Source organism: Aminobacter aganoensis (assembly GCF_014206975.1).
In the GTDB taxonomy this organism is placed as follows: domain Bacteria; phylum Pseudomonadota; class Alphaproteobacteria; order Rhizobiales; family Rhizobiaceae; genus Aminobacter; species Aminobacter aganoensis.
This window is the reverse complement of the sequence record NZ_JACHOU010000001.1, coordinates 747,413-773,447: the sequence shown is the minus strand read 5'-3', so window position 1 is coordinate 773,447 and position 26,035 is coordinate 747,413. Positions and strand designations below refer to the sequence as shown.

Annotated in this window: 26 protein-coding genes and 1 other RNA gene; 17 read left to right on the top strand and 10 right to left on the bottom strand. The window is 64.3% G+C overall.

Going from position 1 to position 26,035, the window contains the following annotated elements; translation table 11 throughout:
* Positions 1-74 precede the first annotated feature (74 nt).
* The 3 genes from ettA (at position 75) to GGR00_RS03805 (ending at position 3,721) form a co-directional block, all read left to right on the top strand.
* On the top strand, positions 75-1,724 hold the full coding sequence (ettA, locus tag GGR00_RS03815) for an energy-dependent translational throttle protein EttA (protein WP_055969806.1): 1,650 nt from the start codon (positions 75-77) through the stop codon (positions 1,722-1,724).
* A gap of 164 nt (positions 1,725-1,888) precedes the next feature.
* Positions 1,889-3,010: a beta-ketoacyl-ACP synthase III gene (locus GGR00_RS03810; protein WP_184697979.1), complete on the top strand. Its 1,122-nt coding sequence runs from the start codon at positions 1,889-1,891 to the stop codon at positions 3,008-3,010.
* A 93-nt stretch (positions 3,011-3,103) separates the two neighbouring features.
* Positions 3,104-3,721: an MOSC domain-containing protein gene (locus tag GGR00_RS03805; protein WP_184697976.1), complete on the top strand. Its 618-nt coding sequence runs from the start codon at positions 3,104-3,106 to the stop codon at positions 3,719-3,721.
* Positions 3,722-3,725: 4 nt separating this feature from the next.
* Here GGR00_RS03805 and GGR00_RS03800 read toward each other — a convergent pair whose 3' ends face one another.
* The gene (locus tag GGR00_RS03800) at positions 3,726-3,995 is read right to left on the bottom strand and encodes a toxin-antitoxin system YwqK family antitoxin (protein WP_184697972.1); all 270 of its coding nucleotides are present in this window, start codon (positions 3,993-3,995) and stop codon (positions 3,726-3,728) included.
* A 210-nt stretch (positions 3,996-4,205) separates the two neighbouring features.
* On the opposite strand from GGR00_RS03800, the gene GGR00_RS03795 reads away from it, so the two are divergent.
* Positions 4,206-4,856 (top strand): glutathione S-transferase family protein, encoded by a 651-nt coding sequence (locus GGR00_RS03795; protein WP_184697969.1) that lies wholly within the window; start codon positions 4,206-4,208, stop codon positions 4,854-4,856.
* A 14-nt stretch (positions 4,857-4,870) separates the two neighbouring features.
* On the opposite strand, the gene GGR00_RS03790 is transcribed toward GGR00_RS03795, so the two are convergent.
* Positions 4,871-5,185 carry a DUF2293 domain-containing protein gene (locus GGR00_RS03790; RefSeq protein ID WP_184697966.1) on the bottom strand — a complete coding sequence of 105 codons (315 nt, stop codon included), beginning with the start codon at positions 5,183-5,185 and terminating at the stop codon, positions 4,871-4,873.
* Positions 5,182-5,691 (bottom strand): tRNA (N6-threonylcarbamoyladenosine(37)-N6)-methyltransferase TrmO, encoded by a 510-nt coding sequence (gene tsaA, locus GGR00_RS03785; protein WP_184698098.1) that lies wholly within the window; start codon positions 5,689-5,691, stop codon positions 5,182-5,184. The genes GGR00_RS03790 and tsaA overlap by 4 nt, the downstream gene beginning before the upstream one ends.
* Positions 5,692-5,810: 119 nt before the next feature.
* Here tsaA and GGR00_RS03780 point away from each other — a divergent pair, with 119 nt between their 5' ends.
* Both GGR00_RS03780 and metF read left to right on the top strand, forming a co-directional pair.
* Complete coding sequence (locus GGR00_RS03780) at positions 5,811-6,818, top strand: ArsR/SmtB family transcription factor (RefSeq protein ID WP_184697964.1); 1,008 nt, start codon at positions 5,811-5,813, stop codon at positions 6,816-6,818.
* The gene (gene metF / locus GGR00_RS03775) at positions 6,818-7,732 is read left to right on the top strand and encodes a methylenetetrahydrofolate reductase [NAD(P)H] (protein WP_184697961.1); all 915 of its coding nucleotides are present in this window, start codon (positions 6,818-6,820) and stop codon (positions 7,730-7,732) included. The genes GGR00_RS03780 and metF overlap by 1 nt, the downstream gene beginning before the upstream one ends.
* 411 nt (positions 7,733-8,143) lie before the next feature.
* Here metF and GGR00_RS03770 read toward each other — a convergent pair whose 3' ends face one another.
* On the bottom strand, positions 8,144-9,040 hold the full coding sequence (locus GGR00_RS03770; RefSeq protein ID WP_184697958.1) for a DMT family transporter: 897 nt from the start codon (positions 9,038-9,040) through the stop codon (positions 8,144-8,146).
* A 158-nt stretch (positions 9,041-9,198) separates the two neighbouring features.
* Here GGR00_RS03770 and GGR00_RS03765 point away from each other — a divergent pair, with 158 nt between their 5' ends.
* Positions 9,199-10,419, top strand: a complete 1,221-nt coding sequence (locus GGR00_RS03765) for an alanine racemase (protein WP_184697955.1) — start codon at positions 9,199-9,201, stop codon at positions 10,417-10,419.
* 127 nt (positions 10,420-10,546) lie between these two features.
* Positions 10,547-11,416: an NAD-dependent epimerase/dehydratase family protein gene (locus tag GGR00_RS03760; RefSeq protein ID WP_184697951.1), complete on the top strand. Its 870-nt coding sequence runs from the start codon at positions 10,547-10,549 to the stop codon at positions 11,414-11,416.
* 107 nt (positions 11,417-11,523) lie between these two features.
* Here the strand turns inward: GGR00_RS03760 and GGR00_RS03755 are convergent, their stop codons facing one another.
* A complete protein-coding gene (locus tag GGR00_RS03755) occupies positions 11,524-12,744 on the bottom strand; it encodes a lytic murein transglycosylase (protein ID WP_184697947.1) in 1,221 nt (406 codons plus the stop codon).
* A 192-nt stretch (positions 12,745-12,936) separates the two neighbouring features.
* The gene (locus GGR00_RS03750; protein WP_055969766.1) at positions 12,937-13,740 is read right to left on the bottom strand and encodes a glycoside hydrolase family 25 protein; all 804 of its coding nucleotides are present in this window, start codon (positions 13,738-13,740) and stop codon (positions 12,937-12,939) included.
* A 233-nt stretch (positions 13,741-13,973) separates the two neighbouring features.
* Between GGR00_RS03750 and GGR00_RS03745 the strand changes: the two genes are divergently transcribed.
* Positions 13,974-15,359, top strand: a complete 1,386-nt coding sequence (locus GGR00_RS03745) for a serine hydrolase domain-containing protein (protein ID WP_184697944.1) — start codon at positions 13,974-13,976, stop codon at positions 15,357-15,359.
* On the opposite strand, the gene GGR00_RS03740 is transcribed toward GGR00_RS03745, so the two are convergent.
* Both GGR00_RS03740 and GGR00_RS03735 read right to left on the bottom strand, forming a co-directional pair.
* On the bottom strand, positions 15,352-16,017 hold the full coding sequence (locus GGR00_RS03740) for a class I SAM-dependent methyltransferase (RefSeq protein WP_184697941.1): 666 nt from the start codon (positions 16,015-16,017) through the stop codon (positions 15,352-15,354). The two genes, GGR00_RS03745 and GGR00_RS03740, sit on opposite strands and share 8 nt — an antisense overlap.
* Complete coding sequence (locus GGR00_RS03735) at positions 16,017-17,261, bottom strand: BtaA family protein (RefSeq protein ID WP_184697938.1); 1,245 nt, start codon at positions 17,259-17,261, stop codon at positions 16,017-16,019. Before GGR00_RS03735 ends, GGR00_RS03740 begins: the two co-directional genes overlap by 1 nt.
* 203 nt (positions 17,262-17,464) lie before the next feature.
* Here GGR00_RS03735 and GGR00_RS03730 point away from each other — a divergent pair, with 203 nt between their 5' ends.
* The gene (locus GGR00_RS03730) at positions 17,465-17,749 is read left to right on the top strand and encodes a hypothetical protein (RefSeq protein ID WP_055969756.1); all 285 of its coding nucleotides are present in this window, start codon (positions 17,465-17,467) and stop codon (positions 17,747-17,749) included.
* Between the two features lie 59 nt (positions 17,750-17,808).
* On the opposite strand, the gene GGR00_RS03725 is transcribed toward GGR00_RS03730, so the two are convergent.
* Positions 17,809-18,711 carry a DMT family transporter gene (locus GGR00_RS03725; protein ID WP_184697935.1) on the bottom strand — a complete coding sequence of 301 codons (903 nt, stop codon included), beginning with the start codon at positions 18,709-18,711 and terminating at the stop codon, positions 17,809-17,811.
* 147 nt (positions 18,712-18,858) lie between these two features.
* Here GGR00_RS03725 and GGR00_RS03720 point away from each other — a divergent pair, with 147 nt between their 5' ends.
* The 5 genes from GGR00_RS03720 (at position 18,859) to GGR00_RS03700 (ending at position 22,093) form a co-directional block, all read left to right on the top strand.
* A complete protein-coding gene (locus GGR00_RS03720; RefSeq protein ID WP_055969750.1) occupies positions 18,859-19,578 on the top strand; it encodes a J domain-containing protein in 720 nt (239 codons plus the stop codon).
* Complete coding sequence (locus GGR00_RS03715; protein WP_055969747.1) at positions 19,575-20,339, top strand: N-acetylmuramoyl-L-alanine amidase; 765 nt, start codon at positions 19,575-19,577, stop codon at positions 20,337-20,339. The genes GGR00_RS03720 and GGR00_RS03715 overlap by 4 nt, the downstream gene beginning before the upstream one ends.
* A gap of 197 nt (positions 20,340-20,536) precedes the next feature.
* The gene (locus tag GGR00_RS03710) at positions 20,537-21,184 is read left to right on the top strand and encodes a lytic transglycosylase domain-containing protein (protein ID WP_055969744.1); all 648 of its coding nucleotides are present in this window, start codon (positions 20,537-20,539) and stop codon (positions 21,182-21,184) included.
* An 82-nt stretch (positions 21,185-21,266) separates the two neighbouring features.
* Positions 21,267-21,663: RNase P RNA component class A (gene rnpB, locus GGR00_RS03705), an RNA gene on the top strand.
* Between the two features lie 148 nt (positions 21,664-21,811).
* A complete protein-coding gene (locus tag GGR00_RS03700) occupies positions 21,812-22,093 on the top strand; it encodes a type II toxin-antitoxin system ParD family antitoxin (RefSeq protein WP_055969742.1) in 282 nt (93 codons plus the stop codon).
* 956 nt (positions 22,094-23,049) lie between these two features.
* Here the strand turns inward: GGR00_RS03700 and GGR00_RS03690 are convergent.
* Positions 23,050-24,165: a cystathionine gamma-lyase gene (locus GGR00_RS03690; protein ID WP_184697933.1), complete on the bottom strand. Its 1,116-nt coding sequence runs from the start codon at positions 24,163-24,165 to the stop codon at positions 23,050-23,052.
* 397 nt (positions 24,166-24,562) lie between these two features.
* Here GGR00_RS03690 and mraZ point away from each other — a divergent pair, with 397 nt between their 5' ends.
* Entirely contained in the window at positions 24,563-25,021 is a 459-nt protein-coding gene (gene mraZ / locus GGR00_RS03685; RefSeq protein ID WP_055969736.1) for a division/cell wall cluster transcriptional repressor MraZ, read from the top strand.
* Positions 25,018-26,034: a 16S rRNA (cytosine(1402)-N(4))-methyltransferase RsmH gene (gene rsmH / locus GGR00_RS03680; RefSeq protein WP_184697930.1), complete on the top strand. Its 1,017-nt coding sequence runs from the start codon at positions 25,018-25,020 to the stop codon at positions 26,032-26,034. The genes mraZ and rsmH overlap by 4 nt, the downstream gene beginning before the upstream one ends.
* Position 26,035: the final 1 nt, after the last annotated feature.

Here is a 26,035-nt window from a genome sequence, read left to right as displayed (position 1 = left end):
AGCATTTGCCGTTTGGGGTGGGATGGCCTACATAGCGCGCAAATCTCCGTTCACCTGAAGCAGGATACGCGCGCGTGGCACGCCAGTTCATCTATCACATGTCGGGACTGACCAAGTCCTACGGCACCAAGAAGGTGCTGGATAATCTCAACCTGTCGTTCTACCCGGACGCCAAGATCGGCATCTTGGGCCCCAACGGCGCCGGCAAGTCGACCGTGCTCAAGATCATGGCCGGCCTCGACAAAGAATGGTCGGGCGAGGCCTGGCTGGCCGACGGTGCGACCGTCGGCTACCTGGCGCAGGAGCCGCATCTCGACCCGGCCAAGACCGTGTTCGAGAACGTCATGGACGGCGTCGCCAAAAAGACCGCCATCATCGAGCGCTACAACGAGCTGATGATGAACTACTCGGACGAGACCGCCGACGAAGGCGCGCGTCTGCAGGACGAGATGGACCGCCTCAACCTCTGGGACCTGGAACAGCAGGTCGAGATGGCGATGGACGCGCTGCAGTGCCCGCCCGCCGATTCCGAGGTGACCCAGCTGTCGGGTGGCGAGCGCCGCCGCATCGCGCTGTGCCGCCTGCTGCTCGAGCAGCCCGACCTGCTGCTGCTCGACGAACCGACCAACCATCTCGACGCCGAGACGACGGCGTGGCTGGAAAAGCACCTGCGCGACTATCCAGGTTCGGTGCTGATCATCACCCACGATCGCTACTTCCTCGACAACGTCACCGGCTGGATCCTCGAGCTCGATCGCGGCCGCGGCATTCCCTACGAGGGCAACTACACCAAATATCTCGACGCCAAGGCCAAGCGCCTGATCCAGGAAGGCCGCGAGGACGATTCGCGCCAGAAGGCAATCTGGCGCGAGCGTGAGTGGATCGCGTCCTCGCCCAAGGCGCGTCAGACCAAGTCGAAGGCCCGTATCAAGGCCTATGAAGAACTGGTCGAGCAGTCGCAGAACCGCAAGCCGACCGACACCCAGATCGTCATTCCGGCCGGCGAGCGGCTCGGCAATGTGGTGATCGAGGTCGAGGGCGTGAACAAGGGCTACGGCGACGAGCTGCTGATCGAGGACCTGAACTTCAAGCTGCCGCCCGGCGGCATCGTCGGCGTCATCGGCCCGAACGGCGCCGGCAAGACCACGCTGTTCAAGATGATCACCGGCCAGGAAACGCCCGACAGCGGCTCGATCCGTGTCGGCGAGACCGTCAAGCTCGGCTATGTCGACCAGAGCCGCGACGCGCTCGACCCGACCAAGACCGTGTGGGAAGAGATTTCCGGCGGTGCTGAAGTCATCAAGCTCGGCAAGCACGAAGTGAACAGCCGCGCCTATTGCTCGTCGTTCAACTTCCGCGGCGGCGACCAGCAGCAGAAGGTCGGCAATCTGTCGGGTGGCCAGCGCAACCGCGTCCACCTCGCCAAGATGCTGAAGAACGGCGGCAACGTGCTGCTGCTCGACGAACCGACCAACGATCTCGACACCGAAACGCTCGGCGCGCTCGAAGACGCGCTCGAAGCCTATGCCGGCTGCGCCGTCATCATCTCGCACGATCGTATGTTCCTCGACCGCATGGCCACCCACATGCTCGCCTATGAAGGCGACGCGCATGTCGAGTGGTTCGAGGGCAACTTCGAAGAGTATGAGAAGGACAAGATCCGCCGCCTCGGCGCGGAGGCCGCCGCCCCGCACCGGATGAGCCACAAGCGCCTGACGCGCTGATCTCCTGGACTTTCATTACGCCCCGCTCAAAGCGGGGCGTAATTCGTTTCGGGATCGAATGTCCTGCAGGCGTATTCGAAGCGCTCCTGCTGGCGTAGACTGGGCTTCGGCGAATCTGCGGCGGGGCAGGTTTCGCGACGGATTTCAGGCATCGGACGGTTTTCATGCATCGCGTCATCATCAGCGGCATCGGCGTTGAAATTCCTGATGCATCGATCAGCAACGACGAACTGGTCGAGAGCTTCAACGCCTGGGCCGACATCGAGAACGCCAGGCGCTTGTCGGTGGGCGAAGAGCCGATCAAGAAGTCGGACAGCGACTTCATCGTCTATGCCTCAGGGGTGAAAAACCGCCATGTGCATACGCTCGACGGCATTCTCGACCCCGAGCGTATGGCGCCGCGCATCGCGCCGCGGGCCGACGATGCGCTGTCGGTCGAAGCCGAGTTCGGCGTCGCCTCGGCGCGAAAGGCGCTCGACCATGCCGGGTTGACCGGCGCGGACATCGACATGGTCATCTGTGCGGCATCGCACCAGCAGCGGCCCTATCCGGCGATCTCCATCGAGATCCAGAAGGAACTCGGCATCGAGGGCGCGGCCTTCGACATGAGCCTCGGCTGCTCGTCGTCGGCAGCGGCGCTGCATGTCGCCTATAACCTGGTACGCGCGGGCGGCCAGAAGCGGGTGCTGATCGTGACGCCGGAGATCATTACCGGGCATCTCAATTTCCGCGACCGGCAGACACATTTCATCTTCGGCGACGCGTCGGTGGCGATGGTGGTCGAGGCGCTCGGGCCGAAGGAGACGCGGCCGGGGCGGTTCGAAATTCTCGACACGCGCAACTGGACGCAGTTCTCCAACAACATCCGCACCAATTTCGGCTTCCTGCTGCGCGCCGGCCAGGAACACACTTCCGTCGTTACGATGGAGGGCAACATGATCAAGCAGGTCGGCAACAAGGTGTTCAAGGAGGTGACGCATGCGGCGCACCGCTTCATCACCGTCTTCCTTGCCGACCACGGCATGACGCCCTCCGATGTCAGGCGCTACTGGCTGCACCAGGCCAATGCGCGGATGAATGCGATGATCCTGAAGCTGGCGCTGGGCCACGAGGCCAACCAGGACACCGCCCCGATGGTGCTGGAACGGCTGGGCAATACGGCGGCGGCAGGCGCCATCATCGCGCTCAAGGAAAACCACGAGGACATGAAGCCGGGCGAGCACGGACTGATCTGCGCCTTCGGTGCCGGTTATTCGATCGGCGGCGCGCTGGTGCGGATGCACTGACGCATCAGCCCGGGTGATCCCCAGATCAGGCTTTTTGTCTGGATTTTCTGTTGCCCGATCGGCATGGTGCCGCCTCACATTGAGAGGCGAACGATGCTCGATCCGACACTGCGCAGGGAAGGCGAACCTGAAATCCTGCCCGGCAGGAAGCTCGCCGCGCGGGTCGCCGGCATTTATACCGCGCCATCGGATCACTTCGTCACGCGCGCCGTGGAGGCGCTGCCGCTCGGCTTCGAAGGCATCGACGGCGATTTTCATGCCGGCCACACCCGCCGCTCAGGCGGGCGCGAGCCGTGGTATCCGCGCGGCACCGAGATGCGCAACGAGCGCCAGCTGTCGATCGTGGCGCCGGACGAACTCGCCATCGTCGCCGGGCGCATGGGGCTCAGCGAGATCAAGCCGGAGTGGATCGGCGCCAATCTCCTGCTCGACGGCGTGCCGATGCTGTCGATGCTGCCGTCGGGCACCATGCTGTTCTTCAAGGGCGGCGTGACGATCAAGATCGACGGGCAGAACGCGCCGTGCCGCATCGCCGGGCGCTCGATCGCCGAGCATGCGGGCATGGCCGACCACGATGCCGGCTCGCTGATGTTCCCCAAGGCGGCCAAGCGCCTGCGCGGGCTGGTGGGCTGGGTGGAAAAGCCCGGCGCGATCTTCGCCGGCGAAGAGGTGTCGGTGCGCGTGCCGGAGCAGTGGATCTACAGGGCGTAGCCCGTCAGCGAGGGAGGCTGGCATCCGTGAGGGGGCCAGCCGCATAGGCCGCAGTCTTCTTGATGGTGGTGACCTTGTAGACCTTTCCCGTCTTGTCGTAGGTCGTCCATTCTCCGACCTGGACGCCTTTGGAAAAATGGCCGGAGCGCAGTTTCGTGCCGTCCTTGCGGAACCATTCCCAGTAGCCGTCGGCCTGGCCGTCGCGCGTTTGACCAACGATCCACAGGCTGCCGTCCTTGTGATGATGGCGGTAGGGCTCGATGCTTTCCGTCATGCGCCTGCTCCTCTCAAGCTGCGATGGCCGTGGAGGAAAGCAGAGATGGTGCGCGCGAGCAATGGGGCGGCGCGGGTCGCGTCCGGACCGGGATGGCTGAACAAAACAAGCAAGTTGTCGGAAGTCGCACCTGTCGTTCGTCCTTTGGCTGAAGAGTGCGAGAAGTGGATACCTGACCATGAAAACGATCGCGGCAATCGGAGGCTTCAAATGACCCCCACCATCACGGCCTTCGAGCGGTCGCCCGACCGTGGCAGGGGACAGGCGCGCGACATGCGTGTTCGCTGGGCGCTCGAAGAAGTCGGCCAGTCCTACGACGTTCGCCTCGTGTCGTTCCCTGAATTGAAGAAGCCCGCGCATCGCGCGCTTCATCCTTTCGGGCAGATCCCGACTTATGAGGAGGGCGATCTCGTGCTGTTCGAATCGGGGGCGATCGTCTTGCACGTCGCCGAACGTCATGCGGGTCTGTTGCCGGACGATGCCAACGCCCGGGCTCGCGCGATCACATGGATGTTTGCCGCGCTGAGCACGCTGGAGCCGCCGATCGTCGATCGGGAAATCGCGCGGCTCGTGGAACGCGACGAGCCGTGGTTCGCGCAGCGCATGCCGATCGTCGAGGATCGTATCCGTGGCCGGTTGGGCGAGCTTTCCGTTCGCCTTGGCGATGCCGGCTGGCTTGACGATGCATTCAGCGCCGGCGATCTGATGATGGTGATGGTGCTGCGCCGGTTGAACGGATCGGGGTTGCTGGAGGAATATCCCAGCCTTGCCGCCTACGTTGCCCGCGGCGAGGCGCGGCCGGCTTTCAAGCGGGCATTCGCTGCCCAGTTGGCGGTGTTCACCGCCGCATCGACGGGCTGATTGCACTCTGCTCCCTAGACATCCTCGTCATCGGGATCGAGCAGGCGGGTGGCGCGCCAGCGGGTGAGGATGGCGTTGATCTGGTCGATGACGAAGAAGCGGGCGGAATCGCGGTCGTAGCCCTCCGACAGCAGCTTTTCGTAGTCGCTGTGGGCGTGGCGGACATGGGCGACGGTCGCCAGCCAGACGGCGATGGACGGCGGAAGCGTCTTCATGTGCACGGCCAGCGCGTCGGCGCGGATGACTTCGATGTCGGCGTAGGGTGCCAGCGGCAGCAATGCTGTCAGCGACTTGGCAACGGCGCGGCGGCGGCCGGTCGGCGCATTCATGCACGGCCTTCCTTGACGGGACGCGCAGCGTCGGGGAAGGCATCGACGGATGCGAAATACGGCTTCAGGTCGATGACCGGCGTGTCGTCGAGCGCGTCGATGGCGTCGAGCTCGATGCGGCCGGCATCGACGTCGAGCGCAACGATGCGGGCGACATGCATTCCTATCGGGTTTGGCCGGGCAGGCGAGCGCAGGGCGAAAACGCCTTTGGCGTCAGATGCATGGCGCGGTTTCTGTACAATCAGATTCCGCGGCGCCTTCTCGAACCAGCTCAAGATGACGACGTGGCTGAAGCCAGCCAGCCCGGCGAGGCCCGGCCGATAGAGCGTGTCGACGGTCACGGTTGCGCCGCCGCCACGCTCGCGCGCGGCATCCATGTTCTTGGGGCATTCCTCGCGCAGCTTCCACGGCGAGGCGATGCGGCCGATGAAGACGAGACTGGCGTCGCCCGGCTGGCCGGCAGGATCGACCGACAACGCCACTTCGCCCTCGCGTTGTTCGAACATCTGCATGGCGTCCTCCCACCGTCGCGCCATTTTCTTGCCCGCATGCGACATTGGGCGTTGCAATCACTCGCTACGTCACATAAAGATATGTTTATGTCTTTTGGCGAGAACCAAAGCCGATGCACGTTACGCTCGACACCATGGTAGATACCTTGAAGGCGGCCGCCGAATCCAGCCGCCTTCGCATCCTGACGCTGCTTTCGCGCGGCGACCTGACGGTTTCCGACCTGACCGAAATTCTCGGCCAGTCGCAGCCGCGCGTGTCGCGTCATCTCAAGCTGCTGCTCGAGGCAGGCCTGATCGACCGCTACCAAGAGGGCTCGTGGGCCTTCTTCCGCCTCTCCGACGCCGACCAGGCGCGCGGCTTCGTGCAGGGTCTGGTGTCGGGCATCGACACGGGCGACGGCCAGGTGGTGCGCGACTTCGAGCGCCTCGTCGACGTTAAGCGCAAGCGGCAGGAGAGGGCGGCTCATTATTTCAGCGCCAATGCCGCGAGCTGGGACGAGATCCGTACACTGCATGCGCCTGACAGGGCCGTCGAGGCCGCCCTGCTGAAGCTGGTCGGCAAGCGGCCGTTCCAGTCGATGCTCGACCTCGGCACCGGCACCGGCAGGCTGCTCGAAATCTTTGCGCCGCTCTATCGCCGCGGCGTCGGCATCGACATGTCGCGCGAGATGCTGGCGGTGGCACGCGCCAATCTCGACAAGGCGGGCGTGGCGCATGCGCAGGTACGCCAGGGCGACATCTTCTCGCCGCCGGTCGAGCGCGACGCCTTCGATCTCGTCACCGTCCACCAGGTGCTGCATTTCCTCGACGATCCGGCCCGTGCCATCCAGGAGGCGGCACGCCTGCTGCGCCCGTCGGGGCGGCTGGTGATCGTCGATTTCGCGCCGCACGGCCTCGATTTCCTGCGCTCAGAACATGCGCATGCCCGCCTCGGATTCTCGGACCGGCAAATTGCCGACTGGCTGGCCGAGGCAGGGCTGGAGCTCGACGATACGCAGGAGTTCGAGCCGCGCGGATCGTCCAAGGCCAGCCTGACCGTCAAGCTTTGGCTGGCGCATGACCGCCGCCAGCTGATCGCCGAACCAACTCCAGACATTCAAGCCGCAAGGGAAACCGCCTGATGAATCAATACCCCCTGTCCAGGCGTTCCGACATCGGCAACAAGATCCGGGTGTCGTTCGAGTTCTTCCCGCCCAAGAACGACGAGATGGAGGCGCGGCTGTGGGACACGGTGACCAGGCTCGAGCCGTTGAAGCCGCAGTTCGTGTCGGTGACCTACGGTGCCGGCGGCACGACGCGTGAGCGCACCGCGCGCACCGTGAAGCGCATCCTGCAGGAATCGACGTTGACGCCGGCCGCGCACATGACCTGCGTCGATGCCACGCGCGAGGAGGTCGACCAGGTGATCGCGGAGTTTGCCGCCATGGGCGTCAAGCGTTTCGTGGCGCTGCGCGGCGACCCGAAGGAAGGCGTCGGTGCGGCCTACCAGCCCCATCCGGGCGGCTATGCCAACGGCGCCGAGCTGGTCGGCGCGCTGAAGGCGCAGGGCGATTTTGACATCTCGGTCTCGGCCTATCCGGAAAAGCACCCCGAAAGCCCCGACTTCGCCACCGATTTCGACATGCTGAAGCGCAAGGTCGACAAGGGCGCGACACGGGCCGTTACCCAGTTCTTCTTCGACAACGACCTTTACGAGCGCTATGTCGAGCGTGCCCGCAAGGCCGGCATCTACATTCCGATCGTGCCGGGCGTGCTGCCGATCCACAGCTTCGCGCAGGTGGCGAATTTCTCGGCGCGCTGCGGGGCGCATGTGCCGTACTGGCTGGCGGAGCGTTTCGAGGGGCTGGACCGGGACCCGCAAACGCATGCGCTGGTGGCTGCGGCAGTGGCGGTCGAGCAGGTGCTCGATCTCGTCGAACGCGGCGTCAGCGACTTCCATTTCTACACGATGAACCGCGCCGACCTCGTGGTGGCGGTGTGCCACATGATCGGCATCCGGCCGCAGCCGGCGGTGCAGGGCTCTGCGGCCGCCTGAGCGGCTGCCCAAGAAGCTGCAAAGTAGTTTGCGCGCCCGCGGATGGGCAGCGCTGTAGAACCAAAAAGGCCGGGACATTCATCCCGGCCTTTTCGAAGCTGTCCACCTTAGAGGTGCTATCGTCTTCCGCCGTCTAGCGGCCTTTTATGGAAGAACTCCAACGATGAGCGCGCCGATAAAAGCAAACGCGGCGCAAATCATGAGTGCATTGATTGACCTAGTCAGTCCCATGCATAGCCTCCTCTGCGCAAGCCACAGGCCGGAATCTAGGGTCATTTCGGTCACACACAAGCGAAAAATGTGCTGCATTGCGACAAGATTGTGAGAAATGCGACGCATTCTCCGCTCTTAGCCTTTGGTTTTGTTTACCAAAACGGCCGGCCAAGGTTGTGGAGAAATTGTGGCAAACTCCTAGCCCGCAGCGGCTGCCCGGCGCCTGAACAGGCGTCCGTCGATGGTGACGAGCCCCAGCGCGATCAGCGCCATGCCGCCCAGTTCGAAGGCTTCGAGGCGTTCTCCAAGGAAGGTCACGCCGAGCAGGATGGCGCTCGCCGGCACGACCAGGGTGACCAGCGACGTGTTGGTGGCGCCCGCCGAGGCGACCAGGCCGAAGAACAGCAGATAGGCACAGGCTGTCGAAACGAGCGCCAGGGCGAAGACGGCCATCCAGGCGCCGCTGCTCGCCGCAAACAGGCCGCCGGTCCCATGCACGGCGAGCACGACCGGTATCATGATGATGGTGGACGCGGTGAGCTGGCCAGTCGCCACGACTGCCGGTGGCACGCCCCTGAGTCGCCGCGCCACCATCAGCGCAAGGGCGTAGGACAGCGATGCGCCGATGAGCGCCAGCTTGGCCCAGACCGGCCCGCCGAGGCCGGCGATCAGCCCGGGCCCGATCATCACCGCGGTGCCCAGTATGCCGAGCGCTATGCCGGCGAGCTTGTTCCAGTTCAGCTTCTCGTCGGTGGTCATCATGTTGGCGATGACCAGCGTCCAGAACGGCGTGGTGGCGTTGAGCACCGATGCGAGACCGGCGCCGATCTCGGTCTGGCCGACAAAGATCAGCGAGAAGGGAATGACGTTGTTGACCAGTGCCAGCCCGAACAGCGTCGCTGCCAGCGGCAGGGCAAGGCGGAAGGAAGGGCCGCGGACGAGCAGATAGAGGTGCAGCGCGCATGCGGCGATCATCACCCGGAACAGCACGAGCTTGAGCGGTGCAATCTCGGCCACTGCGATATGGACGAAAAAGAACGAACCGCCCCAGATGACCCCCAGGAGCAGCAGTCTTGCCCAATCGCGTGCACTCATTTCGGCTTCCTTCTTCGCTTCGTCACATTCGACAGCTACGCGCGGTTCTCGGGTAGGGCCACCCGAATCCAAAAGGTGACGCAACGCTCCTGCCAAACCCGCTCGGGTTGCATCATCGGCGGCTTGGTTTAGATTTCGGCCGGCAACGAGGAGCATCCATGCAGCGATTCGAGAACGCCCGCGAGGCCGCATTGGCGCTCCGTCCGGATGCCCCGGTCTATTGTTTCCGGCCCGAAGTGCTCAAGACCGATGCCAGGAACTTCATGGAGATGTTCCCCGGCAGGACCGCCTATGCCGTCAAGACGAACGGCGAGCTGATCGTGCTCAAGACGCTGGTCGAGGCCGGGGTGACGATGTTCGACGTGGCATCGCCCGGCGAGTTCGCGGCGGTGCGGGAGGTCTCGGCCGAGGCCGAAATGATCTACATGCACCCGGTCAAGGCGCAGTCCGACATCAGGCTGGCGCTGGAGACCTATGGCATCCGGGTGATCGCCGTCGACCATGAGGACGAGATCAACAAGCTCAACCGCGTGGTGCGGGCGCTCGACATCGATCCCGGTGCGATCACCGTGTTCGTGCGCGTGCAGACCAAGGGCTCTGCGGCCTACGAACTGTCGAAGAAGTTCGGCGCAGGACCGGCCAATGCCGTCGAACTGGCCGAGCGGCTCAACCGCAACGGCTACAAGGTGGGGCTGTGCTTCCATGTCGGCAGCCAGATCGAGGATCCCGACACCTACGAGCGCGCGCTGGCGTCGGTCGACTGGGTGCGCAACCGCGTGTCGTTCGATCTCGCCGGCCTCGACGTCGGCGGCGGCTTCCCGGCCGAATACGGCCATGATCCGAACAGCAAGAAGCCGGCGATGCCGTCGATCGGGCAGATCATGTCGCGCTTCCGAGGCGACCTGAAGGAATACAATTTCGACGAGATGCCGCTGGTGGCCGAGCCGGGCCGGGTGATCGTGGCGCGCTGCCTTTCGCTGATCGTGCGGGTGCTGTTGCGCAAGGGCAGGCGGCTCTACATCAACGACGGCATCTGGGCGTCGCTGTCGGATTCCTGGACCGGCAAGATCACACTGCCGGCGCGCTTCATCCCGGATCCGGCGATCCGCACGCGCAATGGCGACTCCGGCAGCATCGTGCCGTTCAAGGTGTGCGGCGCGACCTGCGATTCGGTCGACATCCTGTCGCGGCCGTTCTGGCTGCCGGAGACGATCGACACCGGCGACTGGATCGAGATCGGCCATATCGGCGCCTACTCGCTGTCGCTGCGCACCCGCTTCAACGGCTTTTATCCCGACACCTTCGTCGAGGTGACGACGCCCTTCGACGAGGGCGAGGCGCCCGTCGGGCTCGCCAGCCTGGAAACGATGGCTGACTGAGGCTAGCGCGGCGAGCAGGGCAAGGCGCGGCTTGAATTGCCGGGTGGCTGCTCCGATCTTCGCTACTCGCTACTCGCTACTCGCTACTCGCTACTCGCTACTCGCTACTCGCTAAGTGACCATTCGCATGCGCATTTTCCTTCTCGGCGGCACCGGCTTCATCGGCAGTCACGTGCTGCGGCGGCTTGTCGAGGCCGGACATGAGGTCATCGGCCTGGCCCGCTCGGAGACCTCGGCAGATCGCCTGAGGGCTGCAGGGGCTGTGCCGCTGCGCGGCGACCTGCGCGCGCCGGCGCAATGGGTGGCGGAGATACCGGCGGTGGACGGGGTCATTCATGCCGCGTCGGACTTCGGCGACGACATGGGGCCGGTCGAGACCGCGTTGCTCGACGCACTGTTGCCCGCGCTGGGGGCGATGCCGAAATCGCCGCGCTTTATCTACACCGGCGGCTGCTGGCTGTTTGGTGCCACCGGTGAGCGGGTGGCCACCGAAGACAGCCCGTTTGCGCCGCTGCCGGCGTTCGGCTGGATGATTGACAACATGCGGCGCGTGCTCGATGCGCCGGAGGTTTCTGCTGCGGCGATCCATCCGGCGATGGTCTATTCGGCAGCAGGCGGGGTGTTTTCCTCGTACATGGAAGCGATGCGGGACGGGGTGCCGGTCGATGTCATCGGTTCGGAGCAGGTGGTCTGGCCGCTGGTCCATGCGGAGGATCTGGCCGAACTGTACTTGCGGGTGCTCGAAAAGGCACAGCCCGGTTCGGTCTACAACGGCTCGGCCATGGACGGGCTTGCCGTCGCCGAGATCGTGGCGGCAGTGGCTCGGCAGATGGGAACGGAGCGTCCCGACATTCGCATCGTCAGCGCCGACCGTGCGGCGGAACGCCTTGGCGAATGGGCGCGGGGCTACGCCATCAGCCAGCGGCTGAGCGGGGGAAAGGCGCGCCGCGAGCTTGGCTGGAAGCCGGTGCATGGCGACGCGGCGACGTTGTTTTAGAGCGAATAGTGAATAGTGAAGGGGAGGTTCCAACGGCAAGACGTTGGTAATCCTTCCCTATTCCCTATTCCCTATTCCCTATTCCCTATTCCCTATTCCCTATTCCCTCACAGATTCGCCAACAGTTCGTCCGTCGGCCAGCCGTCGACCGGCAGCTTGAGGCGCATCTGCTCCTGGCGGATGGCTTCGCGGGTGTTGGTGCCAAGGATGCCGTCGATGCCGCCGACATCGTAGCCCTTGTCGTGCAGCTTCTGCTGCAGTGCCTTCATCGCGTCGCCGGTCAGGCCGGCGTCGGGATTGCCGCGCTCGAAGGCCGGCTGGCCGGCGAGACGGGTGGCAAGGTTCGCGGCCGTCAGCGTGTAGGTCGCCGACTGGTTCCATTCGAGGTAGACGTCGTAATTGTCATAGGTCAGGAAGGCAGGGCCCTTGCGGCCCATCGGCAGGACGATGCCGGCCTTGAGGCCGGTGTCTTTCAGTGCGGTGCCGTCGCGCATGGTGACGCCCATCGCCGCCCAGCGGGAGAGCGGCTGCTTGTTGGTGCGGCCGGTTTCTTCCCAGGCCATTTCGGTGGGCACGCGGACTTCCTCGATCCAGGGTTCGCCTCGCTTCCAGCCGCGCGACTGGATCTTCTTGCCGGTGGTGAGGATGACGTCGGCCGGGGTGTTGCGCAGGTCGACAATGCCGTCGCCGTCGCCGTCGACGCCGCGCGCCAGGTAATCGGACGGCAGGATCTGGGTCTGGCCGATTTCGCCGGCCCAGGCGCCCTTGACGTCGGCGGGCAGCACGTTGCGGTCGATCAGGGTCAGCAGCGGCACGACCTGCGGCCGGAATAGCGTCGGGCGACGGCAGTCATGGGCCAGCGTGACCAGCGCGTTGAGCGCGTTGAAATTGCCCTGCACCGCGCCGAAGTCGGTTTCCAGCGCCCAGAAGGCGGCAATCACGGGGCCGGGCACGCCGTAGTCCTGTTCGGCCTTGGCGAAATACTGGCCATATTTCTGCAGATTGGCAGCTCCGTGCTTGAGCCGGTAGTCGCTGATCATGCGTTCGGAGAACTGGGTGAAGGTCTGGGCGAACACGCCCTGGGCGCGGTCGCGCTCGAGCACCTTGGGGTCGATGGTGGCGTTTGCCAGCGCCGACAGGCCCTTCTCGCCGACGCCGGCGGCGCGGGCTTCGTTGGCGAGGTTCTGCTTCCAGGTGGCGAAATCGTCGCCGCATTCCGAGGTTACGGTCGGAGCGCCCTGGGGCACTGCGGCGGTTTCCTGCGCGATCGCAGGCATTGAGGCGGTGGCGAACAGGGCGGCGGCCAGCGCTTTGCTCAGCAGATTCATTGGGCAGGTCTCCTGCTTGGCCCGTCGTTTCGGGTTCTTGCCTTCGCCGGATGGCGACATGCAGGCAGACGGCCAAGTCGATGTCTCTGCCGCGCCTTCTACAGAACCGGGGCGAGGGCCGCACCCCCTCTTGTTGTCGCATCTGCCATGCGAAATATGCAGCCCGGCGGTGCAGGCAGGGCTGGTCGTAGGCTATCTCGTGTTGGCGGCGAGCCACTTCTTCCAGTGCGCTTCGGTGCCGTTGAACACGTTGATGTCGGCGTCGCCCCTGATGCCGGGCACGACACCGGTACCGGTGTACTGCCAGAAGGTGAAGGGGTGGCTGCCGTATCGCGAGGTCGGATGGCCGGCGACGGAACGCAGCCAGTAGGGATAGCCGCGGAAGGTCGACAGGTCGTTGTCGTCGAAGAAGTCGATCGAGGTGTAGATGATCGGTTTCTTGCCGTAATGCTTCTCGACCATTTCGAGGAAGATCTTCATCTCGCTACGCACAGTGGCCGCCGGCGGGCGGAGCTTGCAGGACGGCGACAGCGGGTTCCATTCCATGTCGAGGATCGGCGGCAGCGACGAGCGCTCATTGGGCACGTTCTGGATGAACCAGCGCGCCTGCTCGGCCGCCGGCCGGCAGAAATAATAGAAGTGATAGGCGCCGCGCGGTACGCCGGCAGCCTTGGTCTCACGCCAATGTTCGCCGAAATAGTCGTCGACGCGGTCCCCGCCTTCGGTCGCCTTGATGAAGGCGAAGGAGATGCCGCTGCCCTTGGCCTGCTGCCAGTCGATCGAGGTCTGGTACTTCGAAACGTCGGTGCCGTGGACGGCGTAGGTCCAGGGCGCGCCGCTTTCCCACTGATGTGGATCGCTGTCGCTGAAGCGCGGGTTCTTGACCGAAACGCTGGCCATGGTCGTCGACTTGCCGGCGGGGGCGAGCGACAAGGTGTCGGAAGTCGAGCAGGCGCCGAGAAAGGCGAGCAGCAAAAGAGCCGGAGCGCGGCGCATTACCTCTCCTTGCGGCCAGACGGGGCTGGCCAGTGCATATCGTTGCGGGGTCGGCCTCGCGGCCGGATGTTAGCCTGATGGACCGGCGGTTTCCCCAAGACACCGCGCATCCCCTCCTGTGATCGCCGATCATGGTTGATAAACCGTTGATCGCGCTCGACAGCCTCCGGGATTTGCGTGAGGAATGACGGCAATTCCATGGCGGAAGCAAGATGGCGGGGCGGGGGACGGCAATGCGCATGGTCGGCAAGATCCTGAAGTGGCTGGTGGCTCTTGTCGTGGCGGCGGTCGCAGGGCTCTCGGCATGGCTCTATTTCGCGCCGCCGGCACTGATCCGGGTCGGCTCGGGCTATGCCGCCAAGATCGTCTGCTCCAACGTGTTCATTGCAAATCGGGATGCCGGCGAGGTGCTGGCCGACGATGTCCAGGCGCCGGGGCATCCGTTGCTCCGACTGATGTCGGTGGATGTCGACGACAGTGCGGGCACGGTGCGGGCGGGGCTGTTCGGCATCTTCGGCCGGGGGTTGGCAGTGGTGCATGACGGTGCCGGCTGCAGCAATGTGCCGGATGGCGATGTCGCGGCGGCAGCACTCGGGGTGGTTCCGGCCGCAACCGCGGCCAAGAGCGACGGGCTGTGGCCGGAGGGCGACAAGGTCGATGCCTCGCAGAACCCGGCCATCGCGGCGATCCTGGACGACGCCGGGCTGGCAGGCCCGGACATGCGGGCGATCGTGGTGGTGCAGAACGGACGCATCGTCGGCGAGCGCTATGGCGAGGGTTTCGGTGCGGCGACGCCGCTGCTGGGCTGGTCGATGACCAAGACGGTGACGGCGGCGATCATCGGCACGCTGGTCGGCGACGGCAGGATGTCGGTCGACAAGACCGGGCTGTTCGAGGCGTGGAAGGCGGACGGCCGCAACGCCATCAGCCTGGCGGACCTCATGGCGATGTCGAGCGGGCTGGAGTTCAACGAGGATTATGGCGACGTCACCGACGTCACCCGCATGCTCTATCTCGAGCCCGACATGGCGAGCTTCGCGGCGGCCAAGCCGCTGGCCGGCGATGTCGGCAAGGTGTTTTCCTATTCCAGCGGCACGACGCTGATCCTGTCGCGGCTGTGGCAGGATGCGGTCGGCGATCCCGCCACGGCGTTGGCCTGGCCGCAGGAAAAACTGTTCGGGCCGCTCGGCATGACGAGTGCGGTGCTGGAGGCCGATGCGCGCGGCACCTTCGCCGGATCGTCCTATCTTTACGCCTCGGCGCATGACTGGGCGCGTTTCGGCCAGTTCCTGCTGCAGGACGGCGTCTGGAACGGCACGCGCGTTCTGCCGGAGGGCTATGTCGCCTGGATGCGGGAGGTGGCTCCCGCCTCGAACGGCGACTATGGCCGTGGCCAGCTCTGGCTGCGCGGACCGGAGGGCGGCTCGCCCGAAGGCGAGGATCCCGACGCCGGCTTCGACCTGCCGTCGGACACGTTTTGGATGCAGGGCCATGACGGCCAGACGGTGGCGATGGTGCCGTCGGCCGGGCTGGTGGTGGTGCGCATGGGGCTCACACCCTCGAAGCTGCACTACAAGCCGCAAGCCATGCTCGCGGCATTGGCGGCGGCGCTCAAATAGGCTTCGGTCCGCCGACGACGACGAGCCAGGCGTAGCCGCGGTACAGCGAGGAAAAGCGAAAGCTCTTGCCGGTTGCCTGGGCCTGGCGTGCGATCTCCGTCGCCAGGCTCTCGCGCGGCGAGACGTGGAATTTTCCAAGCCAGCCGCGAAGCAGGTTGCGGAACCATCCGGGCAGGCCTTCCTGCTGGCCGAAATCGACGATGTGGACCGAGCCGTCCGCCACGGAAAGCGCCGCCGACACCGAGCGTTCCCAGCCCGGGATCATCGACAGGGCGTAGGAAACGAAGACTCGGTCGAAGCCGCTGCGGCCGAACAGGGCGGCGGCGTCGAAGGCGGTCGCGTCCGCCTGGGCCAGCGATATACGGTCCGACAGGCCGGCCCGGGCGATCGACGCCCTGGCGGTGGCCAGCATCTCGGCGGAAATGTCGAGGCCGTAGAAATGAGCGTTGGGAAAGCGGCGGGCGGCGAGGATCAGGTTGCGCCCGGTGCCGCAGCCCAATTCGAGCACCGTGCCGCCGACGGGCGGGGACAGTTCCGCAATCATGCGGTCGCGACCGAGCAGGTAATATTTGCGCGTCAGATCATAGATATGGCGCTGATGCCGGTAGACGCGGTCCATCAAGCCGGAGTGATTGGTCGAGACATCGGGCGCGCTCATCAGGGCTTCTTCACATAGAGGTGGAAGCCGCCATAGATCGCCGAACGGTCGCGAGCGGTGAAATCGCGCGACATCTCGTCGGCGTAGCTCCACTGGTCGAGCAGGGCAGGCGACAGCCGGCCGGGAAGCAGGCTCGGTTCGGCGGCGGTGCGGAAGATGACGCGCGCGCCGGGAGCTGCCGTGCGGGTGATTTCGGTCCAGAGCGCGTTGAGTTGGGAGTCGCTCATCCAGTCCTGAGCGTCGAGCAGGACGTATCGGTCGACCGTACCGGCGTCCTTGCCGGTGAGCAGTTCGGTGAAGTTGGCGTGGTGGATTGCCACCTTGTCGGCATTGGCACGGATCGTCGCGTAATTGGCCTGTTCGAGATAGGCGGGCAGGGCTGCCTCTCCCGGCTCGGGGTAGCGGCGGGCGAAGGCCTGCCAGGCGAAATAGTTGCTTTCGAGCGGGAAGTCGCAGGCGAGCTTTTCCAAGCGCGCCCGAAGCACGCCGGCCATGGAGCCGTCGCCCGAGGTCAGCAGCGAGTCGTATTGCGCGGGCGGGATGCCGAGGCCGAACAGCGACGACTTTCGCGACGTGATCCAGCGCAGGGCGCGGCGGTCGAAGATCGGGGCGAGGTGTTCGTCGAAGAAGCGGCGCTGCTCGGCCCGATTGCCGGTCGCCATGATGCCGGCTGGATCGACGCCGTAGAGCCTGGCGGTGCGGTGGCCGGCGGCGATGAACAGGCCAAGCAGTCCGGTCTTGTAGAAATTGGTGTCGAAGGTCGCGATACGCCGCTTGCCGCGCCAGTTGCGCCGCTCCCAGTAGCCGCGGGTGGCGGTGTCGAGGTGTGGGGCGATGAAGCGGTCATAGGCATGCGAGTTGTGCTCGGTGCCAGCGGTGCCGAAGAAGCGGAACAGGTCGGCCTGCGAAGGCAGGTGCCGGACGGCGGCCAGCTTCATCTTGTTGAGGGCGATGTGCGCGGCATTCAGGTCGACGGCATCGATCTTCGCCGGCGAGCGGGTGAGGTAAGCGAGGATGTTGCAGCCGCCGGAGGCGATGGTGACGATGCGGTGGCCCTCGGCGAGTTGCATCGCTTCGATGTCGACGTCGGGATCTTCCCAGATCTGGGGGTACACCAGGCCGGAAAACAAAAGCGCGAACAGGCGCTCGGAAAGCCCTTCCCTGGAAAGCGGCCGGTTCTGGTAGACAGCCTTTCCAACTTTCTTGCCGCGACGAAAGACAAGTTCTCCGGAAACGTCGGTCATGGAAATGCGATTCCCCGCTTCGTTGTTGGCCGCGGGGTAGCGCACCGGCGTGACAGCGCGGTGACGCGCCAATGACGCCTGTGCGACATCCCACGCTGCCCGGGAATGTGACAGCGGGACTCCGAACGTTATGAAACCGCGCCCGGCCCCATGCATTTCTTCTCCGACGCCCGCCTGACGGGCCGTTACGCAAGGAGATTGTCATGAAGAAGCTCATTCTTGGTTCGGTCGCTGCCCTCGCACTGCTTGGCGTCGCCGCCTGCAGCGACACCGACGACACGACCACGCAGAGCGTGCAGCCGCCCGCGACCGAAGAGCCGGCACCGGTGACGCCAGCACCCGCGACGCCCGAGGCGACCCCTCCGGCTACCGACAACTCGACGACGCAGAGCATCACGCCGACGCCGGAAACCGGTACTGGCGGCGACATGCAGAACAGCGAGCCGACGCAGCCGAAGCCGGTCGAACCGGCAGCCCCGGCTCAGTAAGCGGCGACCGACAAGCCAAGGGAAGGGCCGGAGCAACTGCTCCGGCTTTTTCTATGATATCAGCGCGAGACGCGCGCGCGTCGGCCGAGCGCCACGATGGCAATCACCGCGAGTGCGAACAGCACGGTTTCGCTGCCGACATATTCCTTGAGCAGGAAGGCCGAAATCGCCAGGGTGACGAAGGACTGCAGCAGCTGGACCTGGCTGACGCGGGCGATGCCGCCCATGCCGAGGCCGACATTCCAGGCGAAAAAGCCAAGGAACATCGAGCCGAAGCTCAGATAGAGGAACGAAAAGGTGGCGGCGGCCGAAGCGTTGGAGAATTCAGGATGCCAGCTCCAGATGGCGGCCGGGACCGAAATCGGTGCCGTCAGGATCAGCGACCAGCAGATCACTTCCCAGCCCGGCATGTGGCGCGCCAGCTTGCCCGACACGACATAGCCGAGGCTGGCGGACAGCGCGGCGAGAAACAGGAACAGATCGCCGGTCGAGAGGGTCATGCCATTGTCGCGCATGGCGAACGCCACCACCAGTGCCGCACCCACCACGCCGCAAATCCAGAACAGCACCGACGGGCGCTCGCCGCCGATCAGAGCCGCAAATATGCTGGTGATCAAAGGCAGCACGCCGAGGACGACGCCGCCATGCGATGCCGGGACCGTCTGCATGGCGATCGACGAAAAGATCGGAAAGCCGAATACCAGCAGGAGGCCCGCGAGGAACAGAGCAGGCGCATCGCCCCTGGGAAGGCGCTTGCGCAGGATGACGAGCAGCAGTGCCGCGGCAAGGGACGCCATGGCGGCGCGTCCGTGGGTGACGAACCAGGGCGAAAAGGTCGTGAGGGCGACCCGTGTCGCCGGCAGGGTCCCGCCGAAAATGACAACGCCAAGCGTGCCCAGGGCGAGCCCCATGGTCTCGCGGGAAATCCTGGAGGGCGACTGGGTGGCGTTGCGTGCGTCCATGGCGCAACCGTTAGCGGGGCCGGGCTTTCGCGTCGTGGATTTTCCGTTGGTCCAGAGTTTTGGTCCAGGGACTACAGTGCCGACAAAGTTATGCCTGGGGCGCAATGGCATCTCGCATTTGCGAATGTTTCATCCTAAGAAGCGGCCATGTCGATTTGGGACCGCCTCGGCGACTTCATTGCGCGTATCTCGGCGTCGGCGGCAAACGGCGTGGCCGATGTCGTCGAGGCTGTCAGGACCGTCTTTTCAGGCGATGCCGAGTTGCGCCGCCGCGTCGCCTTTTCGGTGGCGATGATCGCGCTTTCGGCCAAGATGGCCAAGGCGGACGGCGTGGTGTCGCAGGACGAGGTTCGCGCCTTCTACGAGATTTTCGCGGTTCCGCCCGAGCATGCGCGCGACGTGGCGCGCCTCTACGACATCGCCCAGCAGGATGTTGCCGGCTTCGAGCTCTACGCCCAGCGCATGGCCCGGCTGTGCGGCTCGGGCCATACCAACTGCGGCATGCTGGAGGACATTCTCGACGGGCTGTTCCACATCGCCAAGTCGGATGGAATGCTGCACCAGCGCGAGGGCACGTTCCTGCATCGGGTGTCGGAGATCTTCCGCATCGAGGAATCCCACTACCAGACCATCCTGGCGCGGCATCTCGATCTCGGCGAGGCCGATCCATACCGGGTACTCGGCATCGAGCGCGGAAAATCGTTCGAGGATGTGCGCAAGCACTATCGAAAGCTTGTCGCCAACAACCATCCCGATAAGCTGATTGCACGCGGCCTGCCGGAAGAGTTCATCCGAATCGCCACTACGCGCATCGCCGCAATCAATGCGGCCTACGAAATGATCGAAAGGGGGCTGCGGCACGCATGAGCGGTTTCCAACCCGACCACCCGCATGCCGAGGTCCGGCTTTCGCCCAATTTCGGGCTGCGGCGTGAGGGTGTGAAGCCTGACATGATCGTGTTGCACTACACCGGCATGGAAACCGGGGCGGGCGCTGAAGCCTGGCTGTGCGACCCGGTGAGCGAGGTGTCTTCGCACTATCTCGTGCACGAGGACGGCCGCATCGTGCAGATGGTGCGCGAGAGCGACCGGGCCTGGCATGCCGGCAAGAGCTCCTGGCAGGGCCAGACCGACATCAATTCCTGCTCGATCGGCATCGAGATCGTCAATCCCGGCCATGCCTTCGGCTATCGCTCTTTTCCAAGGCGGCAGATGGAGGCGGTCGTCGCGCTTTGCCTCGGCATTGCCGGGCGTCACAATGTGCCGCCAGAACGCGTGCTGGCGCACTCGGATGTGGCGCTGGGGCGCAAGGTTGACCCGGGCGAGAAGTTTTCGTGGCGCATGCTGCACGAGGCCGGCATAGGTCATTGGGTCGCACCTTCGCCGCGCAACGGGCGCCGCGAATTGCAACCTGGCGAGAGCGGCAGCGCTGTCGAGGAACTGCAGTCGATGCTGGCATTCTATGGCTACGGTGTCGAAATCACCGGCCATTTCGATGCGCAGACAGCGGTAACTGTCCAAGCTTTTCAACGACATTTCCGCACCAGCTGCGTCGACGGGGTGGCCGATGCCTCGACAGTTTCGACCCTGCGGCGGCTGCTTTCCTCCCTCGAAGGCAGCCTTGACTAGTCCAGGTGGCTGATTCGCCAGATTACAACCTGTCACCCTTTGTGACTTGCCCGGTCATTTTTCCCGCCAGTTCGCCCGTCACATGCATCCCCGTGCAAGGCGCCGGCTAATCCTGCAATGCCCCGAAGAGGGCCCCGGCGTCAGGAAGGGATGCTGCGCGATAGCTTTCGCGCGGCCTGTTCGAGAACAAGGATAACATGAAGAATCTGACCGTTGTTGCGGTGGCGTTAGCCGCCGGCCTGACTTCTTTTGCCGCTCACGCCCAGGACGGAGCAGTCAGGGCCTCGAAGGCGATCATCGAAACCACCAAAAACGCCAAGACAAACAAGGCTGCAGACGACTGCCCCTATCTCTTCGGTTGCAGCTCCAAGAAGGAAGCTGCCGTCGACAACTTCAAGACCGCCTCGATCGGCGCCAAGGGCGCCAAGACGCTCAAGGACCAGGCCGGCAAGACCGCCAAGGCAACCAAGTCGAATGCGCCGTTCGGCGAAATCGTCGCGCGCTATGCTTCTTCCTACGGCGTGCCGGTGTCGCTTGCGCATGCGGTGATCAGCGTCGAGAGCAATTATCGCCCGAACGCCCGCGGCAAGGCCGGCGAAATCGGCCTGATGCAGATCAAGCCGGCAACCGCGCGGATGATGGGCTACAGCGGCTCGGCCAAGGGCCTGTTCAACCCCGAGACCAACATCAAGTTTGGCATCAAGTACCTCGCCAAGGCACATGAACTCGCTGGCGGCACGACCTGCGGCACGATCCTCAGGTACAATGCCGGCCACGGCGCCAAGCGCATGAACCCGGTTTCTGCCGCCTATTGCAAAAAAGTACAGGCCCGTATCGGCAGCTAACGGCCCAAGGACAGGGATGGTTCCCGGGACGGCGCACGTTTTTGTTTGCCTTTTGCCGTGCGAACCATTCTATACGCCCTTGCCAGCTGGCCGGGCGGCCGCACCCGCAATCGCCGAAAGGCCGCGGGTGAGGAAAGTCCGGGCTCCATGGATACACGGTGCCGGTTAATGGCCGGCGGGGGCGACCCCAGGGAAAGTGCCACAGAAAGCAAACCGCCGCGGATTCCGCGGTAAGGATGAAAGGGTGGGGTAAGAGCCCACCGCGCGACTGGCAACAGGAGCGGCACGGCAAACCCCACCGGGAGCAAAACCGAATAGGGGTGGTACGAGGGGCGACCCTCAGGGCTGTTTCCGGCTCACCGCCCGGGTAGGTTGCGTGAGGCGCATGGCAACATGCGTCCAAGAAGAATGGTCGCCACGTTCCCGTGCCGCAAGGCGCGGGGGCCATACAGAACCCGGCTTACAGGCCAGCTGGCGCTGCCTTCAGCCATATGAATTCAGTGACTTGCGGCGATGTTCGCTTGTCTTGATTCAGCGCTTCGATGTTGTCCAGCCAAGGCAAACCTGCTGCTGTTGTTGAGTTCGGTGCGATTTGATCGTACCGTTGCCGCAAACGGGAGCAGTGCCATGGGTCATGTCGACAAGCGCAGCATCACGCTGTCGCCCGAACTTGCCGCCGCCGTCGATGGTGCGGTCGATGCCGGTGAATACGCCTCAGCCAGCGAAGTCATCCGCGACGCATTGCGATTGTGGAAAGAGCGCCGCGACCTCTTCGGCTACACCCTCGAGGAATTGCGTGCCCTGATCCAGGAAGGCATCGATAGCGGGCCGGGTGAGGATGGCGCCAGCTTCATGGCGCGGCTCTCCGGCAAGTACGAGGCACTCGACAAACGCGAAGGCGGCCGATGAGCTATCGCCTGACGCCTCGGGCTATAGCCGATGTCGAGGCGATCGGCGACTACCTCGCGCAGCATAGTCCGTCGGCGGCGCCGCGGGACCGCTGGTGTTTCCGGTACGCATAACTCTGGACCAGTCGTCAATACGCGTAGACGGACAAGACGTGTCGCTCATCCCAGGCATGTCAGTCACCGCCGAGATCAAGACGGGTAGCCGGCGCGTGATCGAGTTCCTGCTCGATCCGCTGATGGAAATGACAGATGAGGCCTTCCATGAGAGGTAAATATGTTACGTGGGAACGTCCAGGAATCGTCAGGTTTCAGTACTTCTTCTAGACAAGTAAGCGAGAATTAGATGCTATTAGTCACTCGACTCATGCGACTATTCAATCGGCGATACAACTATTCAGTTGTTTCACGAATCCCTCTCAGGGACTGGAACGGCCGGCCTGTTGCCGAGTTCAATATATCGAAAGACTCAAGCTCAAGCGACGAATCCAGATTGATATTCATGTATACACTTGATGAGATCAATAGATATCACATGCTAAGTATCAAAAATGTAAATATACTCATAGACTATCTAAGGAATTTAGTCGAAGAATTTGAAAAAACACAAAATCCAAAGGGAAGGGATAATGTCAGTTAGCCTTGAGAGCCCGCGAGGTTCCTTTTCCATCCGCCAAACCCAGCTAGCTTTCGGGAATTTTGTAAGCGGCGTCGCGATTTCGACCAGTACTTCTACGGGCGGCGCTCCGGCTCATGACGCGTCTGTCGGATCGGTCGGAGTTGTTGGCAACTCAACACCTCGATCCGGCGCTTCGCGTGAGGATGTGCTGCCAGAAGTGCGGCACGTCGTCGAGGGTGAATACGTCACCTTCTACAAGGTGTCTGACGGGGAGGTAGTCATCTTCGAGTCCTCCACGGTCGGCGCAACATCACCAGTGACGAAGTGAAGTCATAGACACTTCACGCCGAAAGCCGGTCCAGCGAGGCCTGCATGGCGGCCCAGAGCTCTTCCACCGGTTCGCAGCCGACCGATAGCCTGACAAAACCCGGCGTCACTGCGTCGCCACGGCGCAGGCGCCGCTCGGCGACTGTGTGAACGCCGCCGAACGATGTTGCCGCATGCATCAATTCGCAGCCGTTGATGAAGTCCTCGGCCCTGGCTTCCGACCCGAGATCGAAGCTGATCAGGAAGCCGAAGCGCTCCATCTGGGCGCGGGCCAGATTGTGGGACGGGTCGTCGGCAAGGCCCGGAAAGCGCAGGCCGCCGACGGCTGGATGCTGCTGCAGCCTCTGGGCGATGACTTCGGCCGACGAACACATGCGGTCGAAGCGCAATTCGAGCGTCTCCAAGCCGCGATGGACGAGCCAGGCTTCGAACGGTCCCGGGATGCCGCCGGCGTTCTGCCGCCATTCGGCAACGGCGGTGATGATTTCCGGGTTGCGGCTGGCGACGTGGCCGAACAGCACGTCGGAATGACCGTTGGGCGCCTTGGTGTCGGCGGCGACGACGATGTCGGCGCCGAGGTCGAGCGGACGCTGGCCGAAGGGCGTCATGGTGGTGTTGTCGACCACCAACTGGCCGCCAGACTTGCGGACCGCGGCGGCCACGGCCGCTATGTCGCAGATGTCGAGCGCCGGGTTGGACGGACTTTCCACGAAGACCAGCCGATAGCCGTCGAAGCCGCCGTCGAGGAATGACGATGTCGGCCTGACGTCGCAGGCAACGCCAAAGGCACCGAGGAAGCGGTCCGCCAGAATCCTGGTGGTGTGGTAGCCGTCCGAGGGCAGCAGAATGCGGTCGCCCGACTTGAGCAAGGCGAAAAACACCGCCGAGATTGCTCCCATGCCCGACGGGAAGCCCACGCAGGGGGCCTCTTCCAGATGCCCGAGCATTTCTTCGACCGCGTCCCAGACCGGATTGCTGAAGCGGCCGTACTGGTTGAAGCCGGTGGCGTCGCCGGGGGCGTGAAAGATCGCCGCCATGGTCAAGGGCAGGGGAATGGGATCGCCGACCGAGAGCCTGGCGCGGCGCAGATGGGCAAGAGAGGCGGCGCGGGAATTGGAAGCGTTGGTCATGGATGCGGACTTTCCGGGCAGGGACCTTCACCCCGACGCTAGGGCGACTGCTGCACCCGGGCAAGAGCGCTGGCGCGCTGGGCCAGTCGATAACCCTTCGTTAGCCTTAATGGACCATAAAAAACGGGACGCCGCGAAAGGGCCGGAAAGGCTGATCCTGGTGTGTAGTGTGCCTAGTTCCCGTTGACGCCCATATTACCCCATGTTATCCCAAATCGGTAACCATGATTTCGTTCCAGTAGAGGGTGAGGCGTTCGCCGATCCGGCAGTCGCGGCGACTGCGGATGGCGAGGCGTGTCGGTCGACGGAGAGTCTGGATTTGCGGTTGGACCGGGCCATTGGGGCGCGGGCGACATGACGACGAGGGGCGCGGCCGCGGAAGCGGCCGGATCATGCGATGGACCGGTTTCTGTCAAATGCGGTGAACAGGATCGATGCGAAGGGACGGGTCTCCGTTCCGGCGCATTTCCGTGCCGTATTGCAGAAGCGCGGCTATGCCGAGCTCTATGCCCTGAGGGCGCTCGACGTTCCGGCGCTCGACGTCGGCGGGCTCGACCTGCTCGACCGCTACGAGCAGCGTATCGCGCAAGAAGATCCGTTCCTGCAGACGGCGGACGACATGTCCTTCTTCATCCATGGCGACAGCACGTTCCTGAAACTCGACCAGGACGGGCGCATCTCGGTCTCGGATTTCCTGCGCGAGCATACGGGGATCACGACCGACGTGGCCTTCGTCGGGCGCGGGCAGTTTTTTCAGATGTGGGAGCCGGAGCGGCTGCGCAGCCATGGCGCGGACGTTCGTGCCCGGCTCCTGAAGCTTCGGCAGGGGACGAAGCCTGGGGAGCGACCGGAATGATGGCGGGTCACGGCGATGGCCATCAAGCTGTCGGCGGACCGGCCCGCCACATTCCGGTTCTCCTCGCCGAAGTCCTGGCCGCGCTCAAGCCGCAGCCGGGCGAGGTCTTCATTGACGGCACATTCGGCGCAGGCGGCTACACCAAGGCCATCCTGGCCGTCGGAGCTTCCGTCGTGGCGATCGACCGCGACCCCGATGCCATTGCTGCCGGCCGCGAACTGGAGGCGCACTCGGGCGGGCGCTTGCGCCTGGTGCAGGCGCCGTTCTCCAGCCTCGACGAGCATGTCGAACTGGTCGACGGGGTCGTTCTCGACATCGGCGTTTCCTCGATGCAGCTCGACCAGGCGCAGCGCGGGTTTTCGTTCCGCGCCGACGGGCCGCTCGACATGCGCATGGCCCAGGCAGGCGCAAGTGCCGCCGACGTCGTCAATCGTTTCAAGGCGGGCGATCTCGCGCGCATCTTCGGTTTCCTCGGCGAGGAACGCCATGCCGGCCGCATTGCCCGGATGATCGAAAGCCGCCGCGAAAAGCGTCCGTTCGAGCGCACGCTCGATCTCGCCGATGCCATCGAGACCCATATCGGCCGTGCGCCCAAGGACAAGATCCACCCGGCGACGCGCGTGTTCCAGGCGCTGCGCATCTATGTCAATGACGAACTGGGCGAGCTGGCGCGGGCGCTGTTTGCCGCCGAGCGCGCGCTGAAGCCCGGCGGGCGCCTCGTCGTCGTCACCTTTCATTCGCTCGAAGACCGCATCGTCAAGCGCTTCATCGCCGATCGCTCGAGCGCGCCGTCGCGGTCGCGCTACATGCCGGAGCTCGAGGTGATCGCGACGACCTTCATCAAGGCTGGCAATGCCGTCGGCCCGAGCGACGCCGAGACAGCCGTCAACCCGCGCGCACGCTCGGCCAAGCTGCGTGCGGCGGTTCGCACGAGCGTCGCACCTCGCGGCGAAGACTTTTCCATCTTCGGACTTCCGAAGCTTCCCGACGTCAGCCAGTCGGGAGAAAGGTGAG